Source organism: Haloferax sp. DFSO60 (genome assembly GCF_046557615.1).
GTDB lineage: Archaea > Halobacteriota > Halobacteria > Halobacteriales > Haloferacaceae > Haloferax.
This window is the reverse complement of record NZ_JBKIII010000001.1, coordinates 1028968-1046723: the sequence shown is the minus strand read 5'-3', so window position 1 is coordinate 1046723 and position 17756 is coordinate 1028968. Positions and strand designations below refer to the sequence as shown.

The window sequence follows — 17756 nt, the reverse complement described above, 5'->3', positions numbered from 1 at the left end:
CCGCGATTTAGCGGCGGGAGGCTAAAGAGTAACGGGAACGCGCTCGTCGTGAGCTGCTCGCAGACGATACAATCGGCAGACATGTTTGTCAAGCTCTAACAAGGTATTTATACGGTTCTTCCATTTTCACAAACCCACTGTTCACATATGACAAACGATTCCAACGGGAGTCGGTGGGCACCCATCAAGACCGATGGGCGCCTCTCGGCACACCTACGCACCCATCTGACGGTTCTTCTCATCGTCATCGTCGCAGAAGTAATCGGTATCATCACCTTCCCGCTCGGGCCGGGGCAGGTCGTCTTGCTCCCGCTTCTGTACGCCGTCGTTCTCGGTATCGCTCTCAGTTACAGCGTCCTCGGCGCGCGCATCGAGGCACTCGGAGACGTGGTCGATGAAGACGTGAGTCGCATCGCCTCGCCACTTCTCATCATCGCGCTGATGCCCCTCGGCGTGAAGTACGGCACGCTCGTGGCCCCCGCGTTCTACGACCTTATCGCGGCAGGCCCCGCGTTCGTCCTCCAAGAGTTCGGAAACCTCGGGACGATTCTGCTCGCCCTCCCACTTGCGCTCTTCTTGGGTCTCAAGCGCGAGTCCATCGGTGCCGCGGTGAGTATCGCCCGCGAACCCACGCTCGGCGTCATCACCGACAAGTACGGCATCGACTCGCCCGAAGGCCGCGGCGTCCTCGGAACCTACATGACGGGGACGGTTCTCGGAACAGTCTTCTTTGGCCTGCTCGGTGGCTTCGCGCCCGCGACTGGCCTGCACCCGCTCGCACTCGCAATGGCCTGCGGAATGGGGTCAGTGAGTATGATGACCGCCTGCTCCACGTCGCTCGCCGCCGCCACTGGCGGCACTGGCGTCGCCGAAGACCAGATTCTGAGTTTCGCCGCGACGAGTAACCTCTTGACTGGCATCACCGGTCTCTACATGGTCATCCTCATCGGCCTCCCAGTCATCACGCGTCTCTACAGCGCACTCGCACCAGTTATCGGTCGCACTGCTGTCGCAACCGACGGAGGTGAGTGATATGTCGATGGATACCACACAATCGATGGACACCTCGGAGTTCTCTCTCCAGTCGCTGAAGATGCTCCTCGTCGTCGCACTGCTGACGCTCACTGCGAACTCCATCGGCCCAGAAACCGGTTTCCAGGCCGGATTCATCGGGTCGCTTCCGGGCATGGCCATCATCGTCGTCCTCGGATTCACTGCCCTGCTCATGGGTCGGTTCATCCCGGTCGAACTCCCAGCGTTCGCGTACGCGATGATTCTCGCTTTCCTGCTCGCACTGCCGTTTTCACCGGTTCAAGCGGCGTTCTTGGACGCCGTCGGTAAGGTCGATTTCCTCGCGACGACGACGCCGATTCTCGCCTACGCGGGACTCTCGATTGGCCTCCAGACGGGGAAGATGAAAGAAGTGAGTTGGAAACTCGTCCTCGTCGCCGTGGTCGTCTTCTTCGGGACGTTCTTCGGGTCGGCGGTTATCTCGCAACTCGTGCTGTCCGCACAGGGAATTATCTAATGGATGCGGACCAACAGGGTTCCATGACCGACGCCGACGTTGCGGAACTCAAAGCTCGCGTGTGCGACGCCATCGACGCCCGCGCCGACGATATCATCGAGTTCGCCAAGGACGTACAGTCCGAACCCGAACTCGGCTACAAAGAGGTCGAGACGACGAAGAAAGTCGTCTCGCTCTTCGAATCGCTTGACCTCGACGTGGAGACCGAACTCGCCATCACTGGCGCTCGCGCTCGCGTCGGCGGTGACGGGTCAGACGACGAGTTCGTCGCCGCAATCCTCGGCGAACTCGACGCACTCGTCAACCCGGACCACCCGCTTGCGGACCCCGAAACGGGCGCGGTCCACGCCTGCGGGCACAACGCCCAACTCGCGCACCTCGTCGGTGCCGCGTTCGGACTCGTCGAAGGCGAGGCAATCGACGGTCTCGATGCCGCAGTCGAGTTCGTCGCCGTCCCCGCCGAGGAGTATCTCGACCTCGACTACCGGCGCAACCTGGTCGAGTCCGGAGAAATCGAGTTCTTCGGCGGCAAGCAAGAACTCATTCGCCGGGGCTACGTGGACGACTGGGACATGGCCGTGATGATGCACGCCGGGAGCGACGAACCCGACCGCGTCGTCACGAGTAACTTCTCGACGAACGGCTTTATCGGGAAGTTCGTCACCTACCTCGGGCGCGAGGCCCACGCAGGCGCTGCCCCCGAAGAAGGCGTCAACGCGCTCAACGCCGCCATGCTCGGGATGAACGCGGTTCATGCCCAACGCGAGACCTTTGCCGACGAAGACTACGTTCGCGTCCACCCCATCATCACCCGCGGCGGCGACGGCGTGAACGTCGTTCCCGCCGAGGTAACCATGGAATCGTACGTTCGCGCGAAGACTATCGACGCCGTGGACGAGGCCAACGAATCGGTGAACCGGGCACTTCGCTCTGGCGCACTCGCCGTCGGTGGCGACGTCGAAATCGAAGATTTCCCCGGCTACATGCCACTTTCGACCAATCAGACCATCGTCGATGCCTACGACGACAACGTCCGCGAGCTATTGGGAGAAGAGGCGCTCAGCCCCGGTCAACCGCACCTCGCAGGTTCGACCGATATGGGTGATATCACGCAACTCGTCCCCGGCATCCACCCGTGGACCGGTGGCTTCGAAGGCGCTGTTCACGCCCGCGACTTCCGCGTCGTGGACGAAGAGATGGCCTACATCGTCCCTGCGAAGCTCACTGCCTGCACGCTCATCGACGTCCTCACCGACCCCGAGTCGCGTGAGAAACTTCGCGAAGCGAAGGCCGAAAAGCGGACGCGAGAAGAGTATCTCGACGCGGTTCGTGGCTTCCGCGCGACCGAGACTGAATCACACCTCGACTGAACGAGTCGGACCTCACTGAATCGAGAGCCGAATCGCATCGGTCGAACGGTCTTCTCCTGCGAATCGGCGGAGAACCTCCGTTCTCACGCACACGTATCACATTTTCGGTGAATGTCTGACGCACATTTATGTCTCTCGCGGCGGGTAATTTGCCCATGAGCAATAGGGTGGAGGAACTCGAATCGAAGGTTACGGAACTCCAAGCAGCAGTCAACGGTCTGACCGAAGAACTGGTCGAGACCAAAGAACGGCTTCGCCAACTCGAAGACGCGAACGATGTGCAGACCCCCACGCGGGCCGCCCAGCGTCGTGTCGAGTTCGAAGCGACGCCAGAAGAGACAGAAACGCCTGACTCTCAGGAAAAGGGCGATGAGACTAAAACAGATGAAGCCGAGGATGTTGACAACGACGGAGAAGAGAACCTCGGCGACGACATTATCGTCGCGTAAGGCCCTTCTCTCCTAAGCGCGCCCGTTGTCCAGACGGCGCGTTTACTGCGGGCACGTCCCGCCTGAAAACTAACCCATGCACATCAAAGAGCTCGTCCTTGACGGTTTCAAGAGTTTCGGACGACCGACGCGTATCCCGTTCTACGAGGATTTTACGGTCGTTACCGGCCCGAACGGGTCCGGTAAGTCGAACATCATCGACGGCGTCCTGTTCGCACTCGGTTTGGCCCGCACTCGCGGGATTCGCGCCGAAAAACTGACTGACCTCATCTACAACCCCGGTCACGCCGACGGCAGCGGTGAGGAGTCTACAAAGACGAAGGAGGCCAGCGTCACCGTCATCCTCGACAACTCCGACGGCACGCTCGACCGCTCGCAGGTCATCAACGCCGCGGGCACCGACAACGTCGGCGACATCGAGGAAATCAAAATCAAGCGCCGCGTCAAAGAGACCACGGACAACTACTACTCGTACTACTACCTCAACGAGCGGTCGGTCAATCTCTCCGATATTCAAGACTTGCTCGCACAGGCGGGTATCACGCCCGAAGGCTACAACGTCGTCATGCAGGGCGACGTGACCGAAATTATCAACATGACGCCCTATCAGCGACGGGGCATCATCGACGAAATCGCGGGCGTCGCCGAGTTCGACGCGAAGAAAGATGCCGCCTTCGAGGAACTCGAAGCAGTCCAAGAGCGCGTCGAGGAGGCCGACCTCAAAATCGAAGAGAAGGAAGGTCGCCTCGAACAACTCTCCGACGAACGTGAGACGGCGCTCCAGTACAAGGGCCTTCGAGAAGAGAAAGAAGAGTACGAAGGCTACCTCAAGGCCGCCGAACTCGAAGACAAGCGCGACGACCTGTCTCGAACTGAATCGAGAATCGACTCGACCGACTCGAAACTCGAAGACCTCAAAATCGAACTCGACGAGCGACAGGGGAAGGTCACGCGACTCGAAGAGGACCTCGAAGACCTCACTCACGAAATCGAGCGCAAGGGTGAGGACGAGCAACTCAAAATCAAGTCCGAGATGGAGGAGATTAAGGGCGACATCGCGCGCGCCGAGAACTCCATCGAGGCCGCAGAAGAGAAGATAGACGACGCCGAAGCGGAGCGACGCAAGGCGTTCGTCGATATCGACCGCAAACAAGAGAAGATAGACGACCTCGAAGGTGACATTCGCGCCATCAAAGTCGAGAAGGCGTCTGTCAAGAGCGACACCCAGTCCAAGCGGGTCGAACTGAGTGAAGTGCAAGCCGAAATCGACTCGGTGGACACGGAGTTCGACGAACTCAAATCCGCACTCTCAGAGAAGAAAGCCGCCGTCGAGGAACTCAAAACGGAGAAGAACGACCACCAGCGCGAGAAAGACCGTCTCCTCGACGACGCGCGTCGCCGGTCCAACGAACTCTCCGAGACGCAGGCGAAAATCGAGCGGACCCACGAACAGATTCCCGAACTCAAGGCGCGTCTCTCGGACCTGCACAGCGAACTCGACACCGCCGAGAAGAACAGCGCCAAAATCGAGGGCATCATCGAGGACTTGCAGGCCGAAAAGCAGGAACTCCAAGACGAACTGTCGGACGTAACCGACGAACTCCAGGCCAAACAAAGCGAGTACGCACGCCTCGAGGCCCGCGCCGGACGCGACGGGGACACCTCGTGGCCGCGCGCGGTGACGACGATTCGCAATGCTGGCATCTCGGGCGTCCACGGCCCGGTCGGTGAACTCGCATCTGTCAACGGTGAGTACGCGAAAGCCTGTGAGACCGCGGCCGGTGGTCGTCTGGCAAACGTCGTCGTCAGCGACGACCGCGTGGGTTCTGATTGTATCGACCACCTCAAATCGAGAAACGCGGGTCGGGCGACGTTCTTGCCCATCACCAAGATGGACAACCGCAGTCTGCCGCGCAAGCCGAACGACCCGGGCGTCGTGGACTTCGCACGCAACCTCGTCGAGTACGACTCGCAGTACGAGTCTATCTTCTCGTACGTCCTCGGCTCCACGCTCGTCGTCGAAGACATGCAGACCGCTCGCTCGCTGATGGGCGACTATCGCATGGTGACGCTCGACGGCGACCTCGTCGAGCGGTCCGGCGCGATGACCGGTGGTTCGGGCGGTGGCTCTCGCTACTCCTTCTCCAAGTCCGGTGAAGGCCGAATCGAACGCATCGCCAAGGAGATCACGAAACTCGAAGACAAGCGTCGCTCGCTCAACAGCGAGATTCGAGAAATCGACTCGGACCTCGAAGACGCTCGTGGCCGGGCATCTGACGCGTCCGACCGCGTTCGCGCAGTCGAACGCGACATCGCGGACGCCGAAGAAGATATCGAGGGCACCGAAGACGACATCGACGAACTCGAAGACCGGTTAGACGAACTGCGCTCGGAGCGCGAGTCGGTGGACGAGCAGATGTCCGAACTCGACGACGAAATCGCCGACCTGAACGACGAAATCGGCGGAATCGAAGCCGAAATCGAGGAAATCGAGAACGAACTCGCAGACTCCGAGATTCCCGAACTCACGAGTCGGGCCGACGAGATTCGCGCCGACATTTCGGACCTCGAAGAGCGCATGTCGTCGCTCGATGGCCGTCTCAACGAACTCCAACTGGAGAAGCAGTACGCCGAAGAGGCGGTCGACGACCTGCACGATACCGTCGAATCCGCGCAGAACCGCAAGGCGAACGCGCGGGAAGCGATTCGTGAGGCAGAGTCGGATATCGAAGCCAGCGAAGAGAAACTCGACGAAAAGCGCGAAGCGGTCGCCGAACTCGAAGAAGAGTTAGTGGACCTCAAAGACGACCGCAAGGAACTCCAGTCTGACCTCCGCGAGGCGCGCACAAAGCGCGACGAGAAGAAGGACCGAGTGACTGCGGTCGAATCCAAGTTAGAGAGCCTCCAGTCGGCGGCCGAGCGCCTCGAATGGGAAATCGACGAACTCGAAGCCCAGGTCGGCGAGTACGACCCCGACGAGATTCCGGACCACAGTACAGTTGAATCCGAAATCGAGCGCCTCACCGAGGAGATGGAGGAACTCGAACCCGTCAACATGCTCGCTATCGACGAGTACGACGACGTGAAGGCGGCCCTCGAAGACCTCACCGAGCGCCGCGACATCCTCGTGGAGGAACGCGACGCGATTCGAGAGCGCATCGAGCAGTACGAATCCCAGAAGAAAGCGACGTTCATGGAGTCGTTCGACGCCATCGCCGAGAACTTCACCGACATCTTCGAGCGCCTCTCGAACGGGACGGGCCATCTCCACCTCGAGAACCCCGAAGACCCGTTCGAAGAGGGTCTGACGATGAAAGCCCAACCGGGCGACAAGCCGATTCAACGCCTCGATGCGATGTCCGGCGGCGAGAAGTCGCTGACGGCACTCGCGTTCATCTTCGCCATCCAGCGTCACAACCCGGCACCGTTCTACGCACTGGACGAAGTTGACGCGTTCCTCGACGCGGCGAACGCCGAACGCGTCGGGCAGATGGTCGATGACCTCGCAGGCGACGCTCAGTTCGTCGTCGTCTCCCATCGCTCTGCACTGCTCGAACGCGCAGAGCGCGCCATCGGGGTGACGATGCAAGGTGACAACGTCAGCGCCGTCACGGGCATCAGATTCGGCGACGACGAGGAAGAAAAGCCAGAGGTCCCGGCGGATGACTGACGACATCCCCAAACTGAACCTCACGCGCGAGCGGGACTCGTCTGCAGACGACGTGTTCAGTTTCGACCGAGAGGGGGGTGACGAGCGCGACGAACCTGAGACAGAGACGCCAGCCGACGCTGACGCACTCGACACCGAGATGGACGAACTCCTTCCGGACTCGGCCGACACCGACGAGGAGGAAGTCGAACCGGTCGAACTCCTCGTTCAACTCGCCAAAGAAGGCCGCATCGACCCGTGGGATATCGATATCGTGGAGGTGACCGACGCCTTCTTGACGCGTCTCGATTCGATGGACCTGCGGACGACCGGTCGCGCACTGTTCTACGCAAGTGTCCTCCTGCGGATGAAGTCCGACGAGTTACTCGCGCCGGACGACCCCGACGAAGACGAACTCGAACCGTGGGAACTCGCCATGCAGGGTGGCGCAGACGAGGGACACCCCGGCGACGACGTGCCCGGATTCGACCCCATCGCCCAACTCGAAGACGAGATGGACCGCCGACTGGAGCGCAAGAACGCCCGTGGCTCGCCGAAGACGCTGGACGAACTCGTCCGCGACCTCCGAGACGCAGAGCGCGGCACGTGGTGGAAGGATAGCCGTGAGTACGACACCTCGCGCTCACCACGTGGATTCTCACGCGGCACGCAGACGCTCGACTACCACGCCGCGGGCGACATGCGCGGTGCGGGCGAACCTACCGAGAACGACGTGACGGGGACGGCTCACGACGAACACATCGAAGACGTGGTCGAAGAGGTTGGAAGCGTCCTCAACACCCACTACGAGAATGGCCGCGACGAAGTGCTGTTCGTGGAGATTCGAGACGTAGCCGACACGGTGATGACCACCTATCTCGCACTCCTGTTTCTCGCCCACCGGAGTTTCGTCAGACTCCAACAGGACGAGATATTCGGCGACCTCTGGATTCAGGACCCCGAAGCGGTCGCAGAAGAAGACGAGCGTGACGACGCCGACGAACCGAACGACGAGCGAGCGAACGAACTCGAAGCCGAAGCGGTCGCGGACGACTGAAGACAGTCTGATTTCTGCGGTTGGAGTTACGAGAGATGCGCAGTGACGTCGGTCGACGAAATCATGCCGACGTAGTCGTCGTCCACGACCGGGAGGTGTTTGATACCGTAGTTGGTCATCATCGCCGCAACTTCTTCCATGTAGAGGTCCGGGGTGGCTGTCTCGACGTCGGTCGTCATCACTTCGGTCACTTTCAGTGTTGAGACGTCGCGCCCGTCAGCGACGGCGTCGAGTACGTCCGTACTGCTGATGATCGCTCGTGGTGAGGTCCGAACGACCAGTGCGTTGATTCCCTTGTCACGCATCTGCTTTGCCGCCTCTATCACTGTTGCGTCCTTCGAAATCATCTCCAGCGGCGTCGACATTACGTCTTTGACGGTAACTCTGTCAGTAGAACTCATGATCTACAACTAGCACGGAGGGTTAAGAGTGTTAATCTACGGACGAACACATTTCGGCCGCCAGTGGGGCTCTGATAACCGTTTTGAGTGGGAGGTTACTCGACGTACTTCTCGATGAGCGGCGCGAGTTTCTCTTTCGTCTCGCCCGGGATGGCGTCGTCGGGCGTGTTGATGGTGCCTTGCAGTGCCGAGTGGCTCGGCGTCTCGTGGTCGTCTGGAATCTTCCGAATCGCGGCTTCGACGGTCTCCTTGATGGCTTCCTCGTTGGCGGCGGCGTTCTTCAGCACCTCGTCGAGGGTGACTTCACTCGATTCTTTCCACACGTCGTAGTCGGTGACGCCCGTGATGGTCGCGTAGGCCATCTCTGCCTCGCGGGCGAGTTTCGCTTCCGGAATCGTCGTCATGCCGATGATGTCCCAGCCCTGTGCGCGGTAGTGTTCGGACTCGGCCTTCGTGGAGTACGAGGGGCCTTCGATACAGACGTACGTGCCGCCTTCCTGAACCGTCGCGTCGGTCGCTTCCTCGGCGGCCTCGGCGAGGATAGAGACGAGTTCTTCGTCGTACGGCATCGCGAACGGTTGGTGGACGACGATACCCTCGTCGAAGAAGGTGAGCGGGCGGTGTTTGGTGCGGTCGTAGATTTGGTCCGGCACGACGAGCGTCTGTGGCGGGAGGTCCTCTTTGAGGCTGCCGACTGCGTTGCTGGCGAGGATGTGGGTGACGCCGAGTTTCTTGAGCGCGAAGATGTTGGCGCGGTACGGGAGCGTCGTGGGTGAGTGCTGATGGTCGGGGCCGTGACGAGGGAGAAAGACGACTTCGCGGCCAGTGTCGCCGAACTCACCGACGATAGGTGTCGTCGATGGCTCACCGAACGGCGTGTCAACAGGCTCTTCGCGGGTGTTTTCGAGGGGCAGGGCCTCGTAGATTCCACTGCCACCGATGAATCCGATCTTCATACTCGCACGTGGGTGAGAGCGCACAAAATCGTGGCGAATCGGCGGCTACACGATGACGCCGGATTCGAGCAGGAAGATGAGTACCGAGAGCGTCGGGATGCTCAAGAGCGTCGTCACGAACACCGCCGCGGAGACGAACTGTGCGAGTGGAACACCGCCCATCTCACTCTCTCCAAACTCGGCGACGAGAATTAGTGGGGTGACGGCGGCGGGCATGGCCGATTCGAGGACGAACGTCCGAGCGACCACGGGGTCGCTGAAGCCGACGAAGAGGGCGATTCCGACCGCGATTGCGGGCGCGACAACCATCTTCAGCCCTGCGACCAACCCGACTCGTGAGAGCGTCGAACCGAAGTCGGCGCGGGCGAGTTGAATCCCGAGGATGAGGAGCATGATGGGAATCGAGGAATCGCCGACGAGTTTGAGCGTCTGCATGGCCGCGAGGTCTGTTGGGGGAACGAGGTCGAAGTAGCGCGCGAGCAATGCGGCCACGACAGCGTAGACGAGCGGAATTCTGAGGACGTTCTCGAGACTGGTGCGCCACGTTGCGGTGCCGCCGTCCGCCCGCGTCCCCCCTCGCCCAGCGATATACACACCCAGCGTGTAGATGAGAACACCTTGTACGGCGAGATAGACGACTGCCGTCGAGCGGCCAGCGTCACCGAAGGCGAACGAAGAGACGGGAATCCCATAATTGCCGGAGTTAGGGAAGGCGGCGACGAGGACGAGCGCGCCGAGGAGGGGCTCAGAGACGCCGACGACGCGGGCGACGGCGGCCGCGACGAGGATCATCACGACGTGATAGACGACGACGCTTCCGGTGAGTGAGACGAGCGTCGAGCCGTCGAGCGTGGTCGTCGCGAGACTGTAGAAGACGAGTGCGGGCGCGAGAACGTACACCGTCACCGTGTTGAGCGGGTCGGGGTCGATGTCTTTCACCCGGCCCAGAAGGAACCCAACGGCACCGATAGTGAGGATGGGGAGGAGTGCCGTCACGAAGATAGAAAGGAGTGACATACAGAGGGCGACGGCGGTGTCACTCAGGAAGGTTTCGCTTCGGACACACTGCGCGAAGCCCGGTGTGAAAACAGCGTGCGTCGAATTACGCGCCGAGGCCGTCGTTCTCGACGAGTCGCCACGCGTCGCCGGTGGATTCGACGTAGCCACGTCGCTCCATCTCGGCCATCACTTCGGGTAGTCGGTCGGGTTGTGCAATTTCCATCTCGATGCGGTCCACGTCGTGGAACTCAGCGAGGAAGTGACGAATGTCGTCCTTCTCGAAGGTCTCTTCGTCGGCTTTCGCCATGACGCCCGTGATGAGGTCTATCATGTCTTCGATGAAGTTCCACGGGTAGACGACCCAGGCCCACTCTTCGAGGCGTTCGCCGACGTAGTCGGGTTCGAACTCACTCGTTTGGAGCAGTTGGAGGGTCGCCGTGCGCACCTCGTTCGCGTTGCGTTCGGTCACGTACTCGTGTGCATGCTTGATCGACCCGCCGGTGTCGGCGATGTCGTCGATGATGAGTACGTCTTTGCCTTCGACGCTGCCTTCCGGCATCGGATAGCGTACTTCCGGTTCGTTCGATTTCTGGGCCGTACCGACGTAGTGCTCCATCTTCAGACTCGTCAGGTCGTCGAGTCCGAGGAAATCGCAGATACATCGACCCGCGAACCATCCGCCGCGCGCGAGCGCGACGATGACGTCGGGTTCGAATTCAGACTGCTTGACGTCGTTCGAGACGTCGCGGCAGAGTCCGTAAATGTACTCCCAGTTCGTGATGGTACACTTAAACTCGTCGGGGAGGTCGCCCATAACTTCCGTTCACCGTCCGTATTGCCGTGCCTGACACCCTTTAATCTGTACGACTCGTCTTTGGTATGAGGAACATACCCACACCGGCCACATTCCGGTGTTAATGGTCTCTTAATGCAGAATGCGAGATTTTCAGGCAGTGTATAACGCATGCTAACAAGGAGCATAGTTATGTCTGATGGGTGAGTAGCGGAGGTTGCTGGTGAACAATAATGCATACTTGTGGAAACTGCGGAGAATTCGTGTCCCGCGACTTCGTCCGGGTGTTCGGTAACGAAGCGAACGAAGTCATCGGCTGCCCAGCCTGTATGAACATGCGCGAGATGATGCACGGTGATGGTGCGCGTCACGCGCCATCCGGAGTCCGTTGGACCCGGGCGTGAGTGACTGTCGTTACACTCCCCGCTCATACCTACTCATCCTCCCACATTCCTTGACCCGCGACCAACAGGTTTGATACGTCGCCACAGAGAGCGCAGTGCATGGATAGCCGACGCGCGCTCCTCGTCGATGCGTTCACGTCAGAATCGCTCACAGGCAACGTTGCGGGTGTCGTTCCCGACGCAGACGGCCTCGACGATGACCAGATGCGCGCGGTCGCCGCAGAACTCGGCGCGAGCGAGACTGCGTTCGTCTGCTCGTCGTCCACCGCCGATTACCGAATCCGCTACTTCTCGCCCACACAGGAAATCGACCTGTGCGGCCACGCCACTATCGCCTCGTTTGCCCACCTCTTCGCCGATAGCGCGCTCGAAGCAGGCGACTACTCGCTCGAGACCAACGTCGGCACGCTCGATATCTCGGTCGAAGATTCGGGAATGGTCTGGATGGCGCAGAACGCGCCCACGGTCACCCAACTCGATATCGAGTACGAGCGCGTCGCCACTGCGCTCGGTATCGACCCTGCGGCGCTCCAAGACGTTGGCGCGGACCTCCCTATCGCCCATGCATCGACCGGTCTTCCGTTCCTCGTCGTTCCCGTCAACTTCCTCGAACACCTCTCGGGGGCCTCACCCGACCAGCAAGCTATCGCTGACCTCGCCGACGAACACGACGCCGCTGGCATCTACGCCTTCACGTTCGACGCCATCGACGCGGAATCGACGCTCCACGCCCGATGTTTCGCGCCGAGCGTCGGCATCCCGGAAGACCCTGCGACGGGAACCGCGAGCGGTGCCTGCGGCGCGTATCTCGACCGCTTCGGCGCGTTCGACACGCTTCCGGACGAACTCCGATTCGAACAAGGCCACTTCATCGACCGCCCGAGCAACGTCTCCGTGCGCGTCGCAGAGCGCGTTCGCGTCGGTGGAACCGCGGTGCAGTCGCTCGATGGGAAGATTTCGATTCCTGAATACGGGGACGACGACATCATCGAGGCGTAACCGTGATTTGCACCCGAGTCCGTCAGTGACGGCGCTCGTCGTGGACGACGGCGCTGTTTATCCGATGTAGCGCAGGTCGTCATCGCTCGGAAGGCTCTGTTGTTGCTGCATCTCCTGAATCTTCTCTGCGACTTCTTTCATCTCGTCGGCACGCTCTTCGAGTGCCTCGAATCCGACTTCGAACGACAGCACGTCTTGCAGGACTTCGATGACGACTTGCGCGCTGTGTGGGTCGACGAGATAGCCGCTCGTCTCGCCCATCAGGCACGCCGCATCGAAGCCGCGACGGCTCCCCATCCCTAAGAGGAGGCCGGAGACACCGACGATGCCGCCTGCGGGTTCGTCTTCGCGGAACTCGACGCCCGCCTCTTCGAGTGCTTCGACGTGCGACTCGTTGGCGACCGCACCGAGGACCGATGGCTCGTCGATGAGTTCACCGGTCGGAACGCCGCCGAGTGCGAACACGCGTTCGACGTCGAACTCCTCGGCGATATCGAGGAATACGTCGGTGAGGTGGTAGTGACCCTCGTTGGACTGCGCTTGGTGGTCACCGGTGAGAAGCAACAGGTCCGGACCGTCACCGGGCGTCTCGACGGCGTGGAGTTTGACGTGGGTCAACTCGGCGACGCCATCTTCGATTGTCACCTGCGGGGGAAACACGTCGGCGTAGACGCGTCGAACGAGCGTTGCATCCTCGAACTCTTCTAACAAGTGTTCGACTGCAAGCTTGCCGACGTTGCCGACGCCCGGAAGCCCTTCGATGAGCACCGGCTCGGAGAGTGTGACCTCTTCGACAGCCTCGATTTCGATGTCGTCCATGCACGTACGACCGAACGCCCCGGTAAAGAGGGCGTCGGTCGTCCCGTCGATTATTCGACGCGACGTTTCCGTGCGCGGCGATAGTCGCCGTAGGGGTCTTCGGGGTTGAACGGAGCGGGCGCGCTGTTCTTCGTTTCGGCACCGCACTCCGGACAGGTAGAAGAAAGGGTGTACACCGGGCGGTCGTGGTGGTCGCGCCACGCACCACACACCCGAATGTCAGATTTCATTACTCTTCGTCGCCGCTGCGTTCGCGGTGGTAGTCCGCGGTGCCGCCTTCTGCCTCGATGGCTTCGCGGGCACGGGCGACGCTCGCTTCGAGCGCCGACTCTGCCGTCTTGTAGTCGGGGGCTTTCACCTTGATGCGGTATTCGGGCGCACCGACGTAGGTGACAGCAAGTTCGATTTCGTCGCTGATTTCACCGTCGCCTTCGGCGGCTTTGAGCGCCGTTTTCACGTCGTCGACGCCGTCGCCCGCGGGTGAACGCAGGTCGACGTAGCCGGTGACGTTGACGTACGGAACAGAGACGTTCTGTCTGGCAGTTTCGACGATGGTCTCGACTTCGTCGTCGTCGAGGTCGACGTCCACGAGCGCTTCTGTGCCGTGGATTGCCGCTTGTTCGAAGCCGTCGTAGAGCGTGTCGTACTCGGCGAGCAGGGCGTTTGCGATGGCACCGTACGCTTCGTCGGAGATGTCCTCTCCGAAGGCGAGCGCCATCCACTTGTCGGCCTTCTGCTCGTTCTTCCACTCTTGGATTTTCTCCTTCCGCTGGTGTTCGTTGACGTCCTTGATCGAGAGGTCAATCTGCTGGGAACTCTCGTTCACTTCGAGGACTTTGGCAACGACTGTCTGTCCTTCGCGGACGTGGTCGCGGACGTTCTTAATCCACCCACTGGCGACTTCGCTGATGTGGGCGAGTCCGCGCTTGTCTTCGTACTCTTCGAGGTCTACGAAGACACCGAAGTCTGCAATTTCATCGACCTTGCCAACGACGAGTTCACCGGGGTCAGGCCATCCGCTGTACTTCATACGGGTTCCTCCGAACCGTTATGCCTCGACCTTGTTGCCACGGTCTTCGACGGTCTCGACGACCTCACCGTGGAATTCAGCGTTGCCGCCCGTCGGGGATGCCAGCGTCGTGCCACAGACGGCACAGCTGACGACCGAGGAGGCTTTTCCGAAGACAATCTGTTCGTTGCCACAGTCGGGGCATGCGACTTTGTAGTAGTTTCCTGCCATTGATTTACTCCTGGAATTCGAGTCGGCCTGCGCGCCATCCTTTCCGCATGTGGGCTTTGCCGCAGTCCGAGCAAATGTACTTCAGGTGCGTCTTCTTCGTCGGCTTGTCTCCACCAGGAACCTTGGAGAACTTACCGGCGTTACCGATGGTTGCTTTGCCGCGTCGCGTTTGACGGGCGTTCCACTTCATGCCGGTCGGGCGTCCCGTCCGGACTTTCTCCACTTCGTGCTCGCTGTGAGACTGGCAGTGGGGACAATACGTGTTGAAACGGCGTGGCATCTGCATAGATATCGACCTTGTGGGGGATTCGACATGGTGCGTTAAAACCCGTTTGGTTCGCCGCGGCCCTCAACGGGCCTTCTGTACCCTGATTCGGTGTATGTCAACGCCCCACACTACCCCTTGGCGAAACCCAAAGCCGAAGCGATTAAGCGACGTGTGTACCAATCCGGGCGCATGAAGAAGCTCATCATCCACGGGGACCCCGGCGTTCGACGCGATGGCGTCATCAACTACGACGGCGAGGAGTACGTTCTGTTCTCTATCGACAAACAGGGCGAATGGCACGGCCCCGAGCGCGTCCAGCTCTGGTGTACCGTCGGCACGGAAGACGAGCGCGAAGCGTTCGAAAAGCGTGAGTTCGTCCCGCACTGGCTGGACACCGAAGGCGTCGATGCCGAGGCCATCGAGGTCGTCAGCAAGAGCGGCGCAAGCGCCTAAAGCGCGTCTTCTTCTACTTCGTACACCACGACGGACCCCGAGCGGTGCACTTCTGTGAGCCACGGCACGTCCGTCTCGATGCTCCCGTAGCGGGCGTTCTCACCGGGACCGACCCACACGTACTGCACGTCGTACTGCTCGACGAGTTGCCGCCGCGTGGCGTCGTCACCGACGTACATCGCATCCACGTCGCGCACGCGGTCGTAGTACGCCTCCGGACCACGATAGCCGACTTCGTGTGCCCACCCGGCAACGGTCGGAATCCCCGTCAGACTCGACTCGGGATTGCCGCGCCAGGCGTACATGACGTATTCGCGTTGGTCGTCGAGCGTCGCCGACCACTTGGTCCCGGGCGCGGTGAGAATCGTCGGGTTCCCTTCGACTTCGGCATCGAGCCAGTCGATTGCCGTCGCTTCGTCTTCGTGCCACCACTCTGCGAACGCAGTCGCATCGAGCGTCGCCTCCTCGCGTGGCGAGTTCGTGTGGTCGGTGACGGCGAGCGTGCCGTAAACCGACGTAGATGCGACCAAGACGACGACCACCGCGACTGCAACGGTGCGGAGTGCGCCCGATGAAATTCGAAAGTCGAGTTTCGGTACCGACAGCGTAGTCTTCTCGGCCGCGTCGCGGACGAGTGTGGCAAGCACCGGTCCCATCGCCGCGCCCCACAGTACCCACACCTGCATGTACGTCTTGAACACCGTGTTCATCCGCCCCGGTCCGGCCTGCTCGTTTACGTAAATGAGTTCGACGAGTGCGACGAGTCCCGCACCGGCGATGACGAGAACCGTCTCGAATCGCGGGTTCTCACGTGCGCGAAGGATGACCCAGCCGACGACGATGAACGGAATCACGAGCGCGAGCGCCGAAAACGACTGGAGGAGGGCGACGACGCCGATGGCGAGAACACCGAGACCAACTCGGAGCGACGCTTTGCCACCGAGTTGGCTCGCGTAGTGAAGTCCAAAGGCCGTGAGGAACGCACCGTGGACGAGAAACAGCACGCCGAACCCGCTTCGGTTCGTGGGAAGCAGGACTTCGACGGTTCGCTCGCTTCCGCTTCCGGCGACGGTTCCGAGGAGGAACGGACTCGCGAGGACGAGCGCGACGACGCCCGCGACACCGACGAGTACCGTCGTTCCGAGCAGTCTCGAAGCCTCACCCGCGACCGGGTTGTCCTCAAATTGCCCCGAGAAGCGGTCAGTAAACACAGACCACGGGCGCGCGGGCGCGAAGACGACTCCAAGGAAGAGTACGCCAAAGACTGACGGGAAACTCCACGTATCGACGACGAACTGGAGGGCACCGAGGAAAATCGTGGCGACCACGAGCAGGCGTCGCTCCCACACGTCTGATTCGGGAGTCCGGAAGTACGCCAGTGCAAACCCGGCGGCGAGTAGGAGGAATGGCGTTCCCATCATGTGTGCGTGCAGGTCGCCGTTCAGCCACGCAAAGAGCGGAAACTCGTTGATTGTGCCGGGAATCACGCGACTCGCATGCCAGTAGGAGAAGTCTGCAGTCCCCGCAAGTACCTGCTCGGTCGTGTACTGTGTGTTGTCGGCGATTGCCTGCACGAGCGGTCGTTTGAGACCTTCTGGGAGGACGCCCAGTGCGAACCGACCCGCAGTAGCGAGGTTGCTGGCGAAGCCGACGAAGAAGGCTGCGAGCAACCCACCGAGACGACCGTTTGCACCTTGAATGACCGACATTGACCGGCCCAACTCGTAGGCGCCGGTGACGAGAATCCCGAAGAACCCGGCGAGTGCGAGGTTGTACGCGAACTCTGGGGTCGTCCCCGTGAGCCACGCGAGGATGATGGCGACGAGGTGGCCACCGAAGTAGTACTTCACCGGTTCACCGGCGAACCACATGTCCTCGGGTGGAAGCACCGCCGCGCGGGAGAGTGATTTGAGAAGTCCGAAGTCGAGGAATTTCTCGCCGCCCCCCGCGTGTACCGCCGGGTCGAGCGCGCGCAACGCCACCGCGAAGAGGAACGCGATGGCGAAGACGACGGCCGCCTCGGCGACTGCTCGGCGGTCGATATCGAGGTCTGGTGCGAGTTGGACCGACCGCGATTGGAGGGCTTCGAAGTCGAGTCCGGCGGCGGCTGAGAGTGCGACCAGTAACGGGACTGCCATGAGCAGTGTGGACGGGCCGAACGCGAGGTGGCCGACGTAGTAGATTGGGAGGGCGAGCGCGACGAAGACGACGGGGAGCGTGAATCCGGGGGCGCTTCCGGGGAGGCGACGAAACAGACGAGCAGACAGGGGTAACCCGACCGCCCAGAGTGCCGCAAACACCACCAACCACCGGACAACGAGGGCGTATTCCATCTGTCAGTTGAACGTTCGTCCGATGCAATACGTGTTAT

The 17756-nt window shown here is 61.0% G+C and carries 18 protein-coding genes; 8 read left to right on the top strand and 10 right to left on the bottom strand.

The genetic code is table 11. The features are described 5' to 3' along the window. Positions 1 to 147: 147 nt before the first annotated feature. From ACK509_RS05510 to ACK509_RS05485, 6 genes are all read left to right on the top strand, one after another. Positions 148 to 1032 carry a DUF3100 domain-containing protein gene (locus tag ACK509_RS05510; protein ID WP_410765492.1) on the top strand — a complete coding sequence of 295 codons (885 nt, stop codon included), beginning with the start codon at positions 148 to 150 and terminating at the stop codon, positions 1030 to 1032. A gap of 7 nt (positions 1033 to 1039) precedes the next feature. Then, complete coding sequence (locus ACK509_RS05505; protein ID WP_410765491.1) at positions 1040 to 1528, top strand: hypothetical protein; 489 nt, start codon at positions 1040 to 1042, stop codon at positions 1526 to 1528. Positions 1529 to 1551: 23 nt separating this feature from the next. Beyond that, positions 1552 to 2898: an amidohydrolase gene (locus tag ACK509_RS05500; protein ID WP_410765490.1), complete on the top strand. Its 1347-nt coding sequence runs from the start codon at positions 1552 to 1554 to the stop codon at positions 2896 to 2898. Between the two features lie 155 nt (positions 2899 to 3053). Beyond that, positions 3054 to 3347, top strand: a complete 294-nt coding sequence (locus tag ACK509_RS05495; RefSeq protein ID WP_410765489.1) for a chromosome segregation protein SMC — start codon at positions 3054 to 3056, stop codon at positions 3345 to 3347. Between the two features lie 76 nt (positions 3348 to 3423). Then, positions 3424 to 7017: a chromosome segregation protein SMC gene (gene smc, locus ACK509_RS05490; RefSeq protein ID WP_410765488.1), complete on the top strand. Its 3594-nt coding sequence runs from the start codon at positions 3424 to 3426 to the stop codon at positions 7015 to 7017. Beyond that, positions 7010 to 8053 carry a segregation/condensation protein A gene (locus ACK509_RS05485; protein ID WP_410765487.1) on the top strand — a complete coding sequence of 348 codons (1044 nt, stop codon included), beginning with the start codon at positions 7010 to 7012 and terminating at the stop codon, positions 8051 to 8053. The genes smc and ACK509_RS05485 overlap by 8 nt, the downstream gene beginning before the upstream one ends. A gap of 26 nt (positions 8054 to 8079) precedes the next feature. Here ACK509_RS05485 and ACK509_RS05480 read toward each other — a convergent pair whose 3' ends face one another. The 4 genes from ACK509_RS05480 to ACK509_RS05465 all read right to left on the bottom strand — a co-directional run bounded on the left by ACK509_RS05480 (position 8080) and on the right by ACK509_RS05465 (position 11223). Next, on the bottom strand, positions 8080 to 8454 hold the full coding sequence (locus tag ACK509_RS05480) for a cyclic nucleotide-binding/CBS domain-containing protein (RefSeq protein ID WP_410765486.1): 375 nt from the start codon (positions 8452 to 8454) through the stop codon (positions 8080 to 8082). A 95-nt stretch (positions 8455 to 8549) separates the two neighbouring features. Further along, complete coding sequence (gene mtnP, locus ACK509_RS05475; RefSeq protein WP_410765485.1) at positions 8550 to 9410, bottom strand: S-methyl-5'-thioadenosine phosphorylase; 861 nt, start codon at positions 9408 to 9410, stop codon at positions 8550 to 8552. Between the two features lie 45 nt (positions 9411 to 9455). Further along, positions 9456 to 10427 carry an AEC family transporter gene (locus tag ACK509_RS05470; protein ID WP_410765484.1) on the bottom strand — a complete coding sequence of 324 codons (972 nt, stop codon included), beginning with the start codon at positions 10425 to 10427 and terminating at the stop codon, positions 9456 to 9458. Between the two features lie 85 nt (positions 10428 to 10512). Beyond that, on the bottom strand, positions 10513 to 11223 hold the full coding sequence (locus tag ACK509_RS05465; protein WP_410765483.1) for a phosphoribosyltransferase: 711 nt from the start codon (positions 11221 to 11223) through the stop codon (positions 10513 to 10515). Positions 11224 to 11705: 482 nt separating this feature from the next. Here ACK509_RS05465 and ACK509_RS05460 point away from each other — a divergent pair, with 482 nt between their 5' ends. Beyond that, positions 11706 to 12605 carry a PhzF family phenazine biosynthesis protein gene (locus ACK509_RS05460; protein WP_410765482.1) on the top strand — a complete coding sequence of 300 codons (900 nt, stop codon included), beginning with the start codon at positions 11706 to 11708 and terminating at the stop codon, positions 12603 to 12605. A gap of 57 nt (positions 12606 to 12662) precedes the next feature. Here the strand turns inward: ACK509_RS05460 and ACK509_RS05455 are convergent, their stop codons facing one another. The 5 genes from ACK509_RS05455 to ACK509_RS05435 are packed head-to-tail and all read right to left on the bottom strand — an operon-like array spanning position 12663 to position 14950. Continuing rightward, positions 12663 to 13424, bottom strand: coding sequence for a proteasome assembly chaperone family protein (locus tag ACK509_RS05455; RefSeq protein WP_410765481.1), 762 nt, complete (start codon positions 13422 to 13424; stop codon positions 12663 to 12665). Between the two features lie 50 nt (positions 13425 to 13474). After that, on the bottom strand, positions 13475 to 13654 hold the full coding sequence (locus ACK509_RS05450) for an RNA-protein complex protein Nop10 (RefSeq protein ID WP_410765480.1): 180 nt from the start codon (positions 13652 to 13654) through the stop codon (positions 13475 to 13477). Next, entirely contained in the window at positions 13654 to 14454 is an 801-nt protein-coding gene (locus tag ACK509_RS05445; protein WP_410765479.1) for a translation initiation factor IF-2 subunit alpha, read from the bottom strand. Before ACK509_RS05445 ends, ACK509_RS05450 begins: the two co-directional genes overlap by 1 nt. An 18-nt stretch (positions 14455 to 14472) precedes the next feature. Then, positions 14473 to 14664 carry a 30S ribosomal protein S27e gene (locus ACK509_RS05440; protein WP_410765478.1) on the bottom strand — a complete coding sequence of 64 codons (192 nt, stop codon included), beginning with the start codon at positions 14662 to 14664 and terminating at the stop codon, positions 14473 to 14475. Positions 14665 to 14668: 4 nt separating this feature from the next. Continuing rightward, entirely contained in the window at positions 14669 to 14950 is a 282-nt protein-coding gene (locus tag ACK509_RS05435) for a 50S ribosomal protein L44e (protein WP_410765477.1), read from the bottom strand. A 171-nt stretch (positions 14951 to 15121) separates the two neighbouring features. Here ACK509_RS05435 and ACK509_RS05430 point away from each other — a divergent pair, with 171 nt between their 5' ends. Then, positions 15122 to 15385 carry an HAH_0734 family protein gene (locus ACK509_RS05430; RefSeq protein ID WP_410765476.1) on the top strand — a complete coding sequence of 88 codons (264 nt, stop codon included), beginning with the start codon at positions 15122 to 15124 and terminating at the stop codon, positions 15383 to 15385. Here the strand turns inward: ACK509_RS05430 and ACK509_RS05425 are convergent. After that, positions 15382 to 17718: a DUF2298 domain-containing protein gene (locus ACK509_RS05425; protein ID WP_410765475.1), complete on the bottom strand. Its 2337-nt coding sequence runs from the start codon at positions 17716 to 17718 to the stop codon at positions 15382 to 15384. The two genes, ACK509_RS05430 and ACK509_RS05425, sit on opposite strands and share 4 nt — an antisense overlap. Positions 17719 to 17756: the final 38 nt, after the last annotated feature.

Coding starts and splice junctions, on each gene's coding strand:
- ACK509_RS05510 (WP_410765492.1), top strand. CDS start 148: ATGACAAACGATTCCAACGGGAGTCGGTGGGCACCCATCAAGACCGAT.
- ACK509_RS05505 (WP_410765491.1), top strand. CDS start 1,040: ATGGATACCACACAATCGATGGACACCTCGGAGTTCTCTCTCCAGTCG.
- ACK509_RS05500 (WP_410765490.1), top strand. CDS start 1,552: ATGACCGACGCCGACGTTGCGGAACTCAAAGCTCGCGTGTGCGACGCC.
- ACK509_RS05495 (WP_410765489.1), top strand. CDS start 3,054: ATGAGCAATAGGGTGGAGGAACTCGAATCGAAGGTTACGGAACTCCAA.
- smc (WP_410765488.1), top strand. CDS start 3,424: ATGCACATCAAAGAGCTCGTCCTTGACGGTTTCAAGAGTTTCGGACGA.
- ACK509_RS05485 (WP_410765487.1), top strand. CDS start 7,010: ATGACTGACGACATCCCCAAACTGAACCTCACGCGCGAGCGGGACTCG.
- ACK509_RS05480 (WP_410765486.1), bottom strand. CDS start 8,454: ATGAGTTCTACTGACAGAGTTACCGTCAAAGACGTAATGTCGACGCCG.
- mtnP (WP_410765485.1), bottom strand. CDS start 9,410: ATGAAGATCGGATTCATCGGTGGCAGTGGAATCTACGAGGCCCTGCCC.
- ACK509_RS05470 (WP_410765484.1), bottom strand. CDS start 10,427: ATGTCACTCCTTTCTATCTTCGTGACGGCACTCCTCCCCATCCTCACT.
- ACK509_RS05465 (WP_410765483.1), bottom strand. CDS start 11,223: ATGGGCGACCTCCCCGACGAGTTTAAGTGTACCATCACGAACTGGGAG.
- ACK509_RS05460 (WP_410765482.1), top strand. CDS start 11,706: ATGGATAGCCGACGCGCGCTCCTCGTCGATGCGTTCACGTCAGAATCG.
- ACK509_RS05455 (WP_410765481.1), bottom strand. CDS start 13,424: ATGGACGACATCGAAATCGAGGCTGTCGAAGAGGTCACACTCTCCGAG.
- ACK509_RS05450 (WP_410765480.1), bottom strand. CDS start 13,654: ATGAAATCTGACATTCGGGTGTGTGGTGCGTGGCGCGACCACCACGAC.
- ACK509_RS05445 (WP_410765479.1), bottom strand. CDS start 14,454: ATGAAGTACAGCGGATGGCCTGACCCCGGTGAACTCGTCGTTGGCAAG.
- ACK509_RS05440 (WP_410765478.1), bottom strand. CDS start 14,664: ATGGCAGGAAACTACTACAAAGTCGCATGCCCCGACTGTGGCAACGAA.
- ACK509_RS05435 (WP_410765477.1), bottom strand. CDS start 14,950: ATGCAGATGCCACGCCGTTTCAACACGTATTGTCCCCACTGCCAGTCT.
- ACK509_RS05430 (WP_410765476.1), top strand. CDS start 15,122: ATGAAGAAGCTCATCATCCACGGGGACCCCGGCGTTCGACGCGATGGC.
- ACK509_RS05425 (WP_410765475.1), bottom strand. CDS start 17,718: ATGGAATACGCCCTCGTTGTCCGGTGGTTGGTGGTGTTTGCGGCACTC.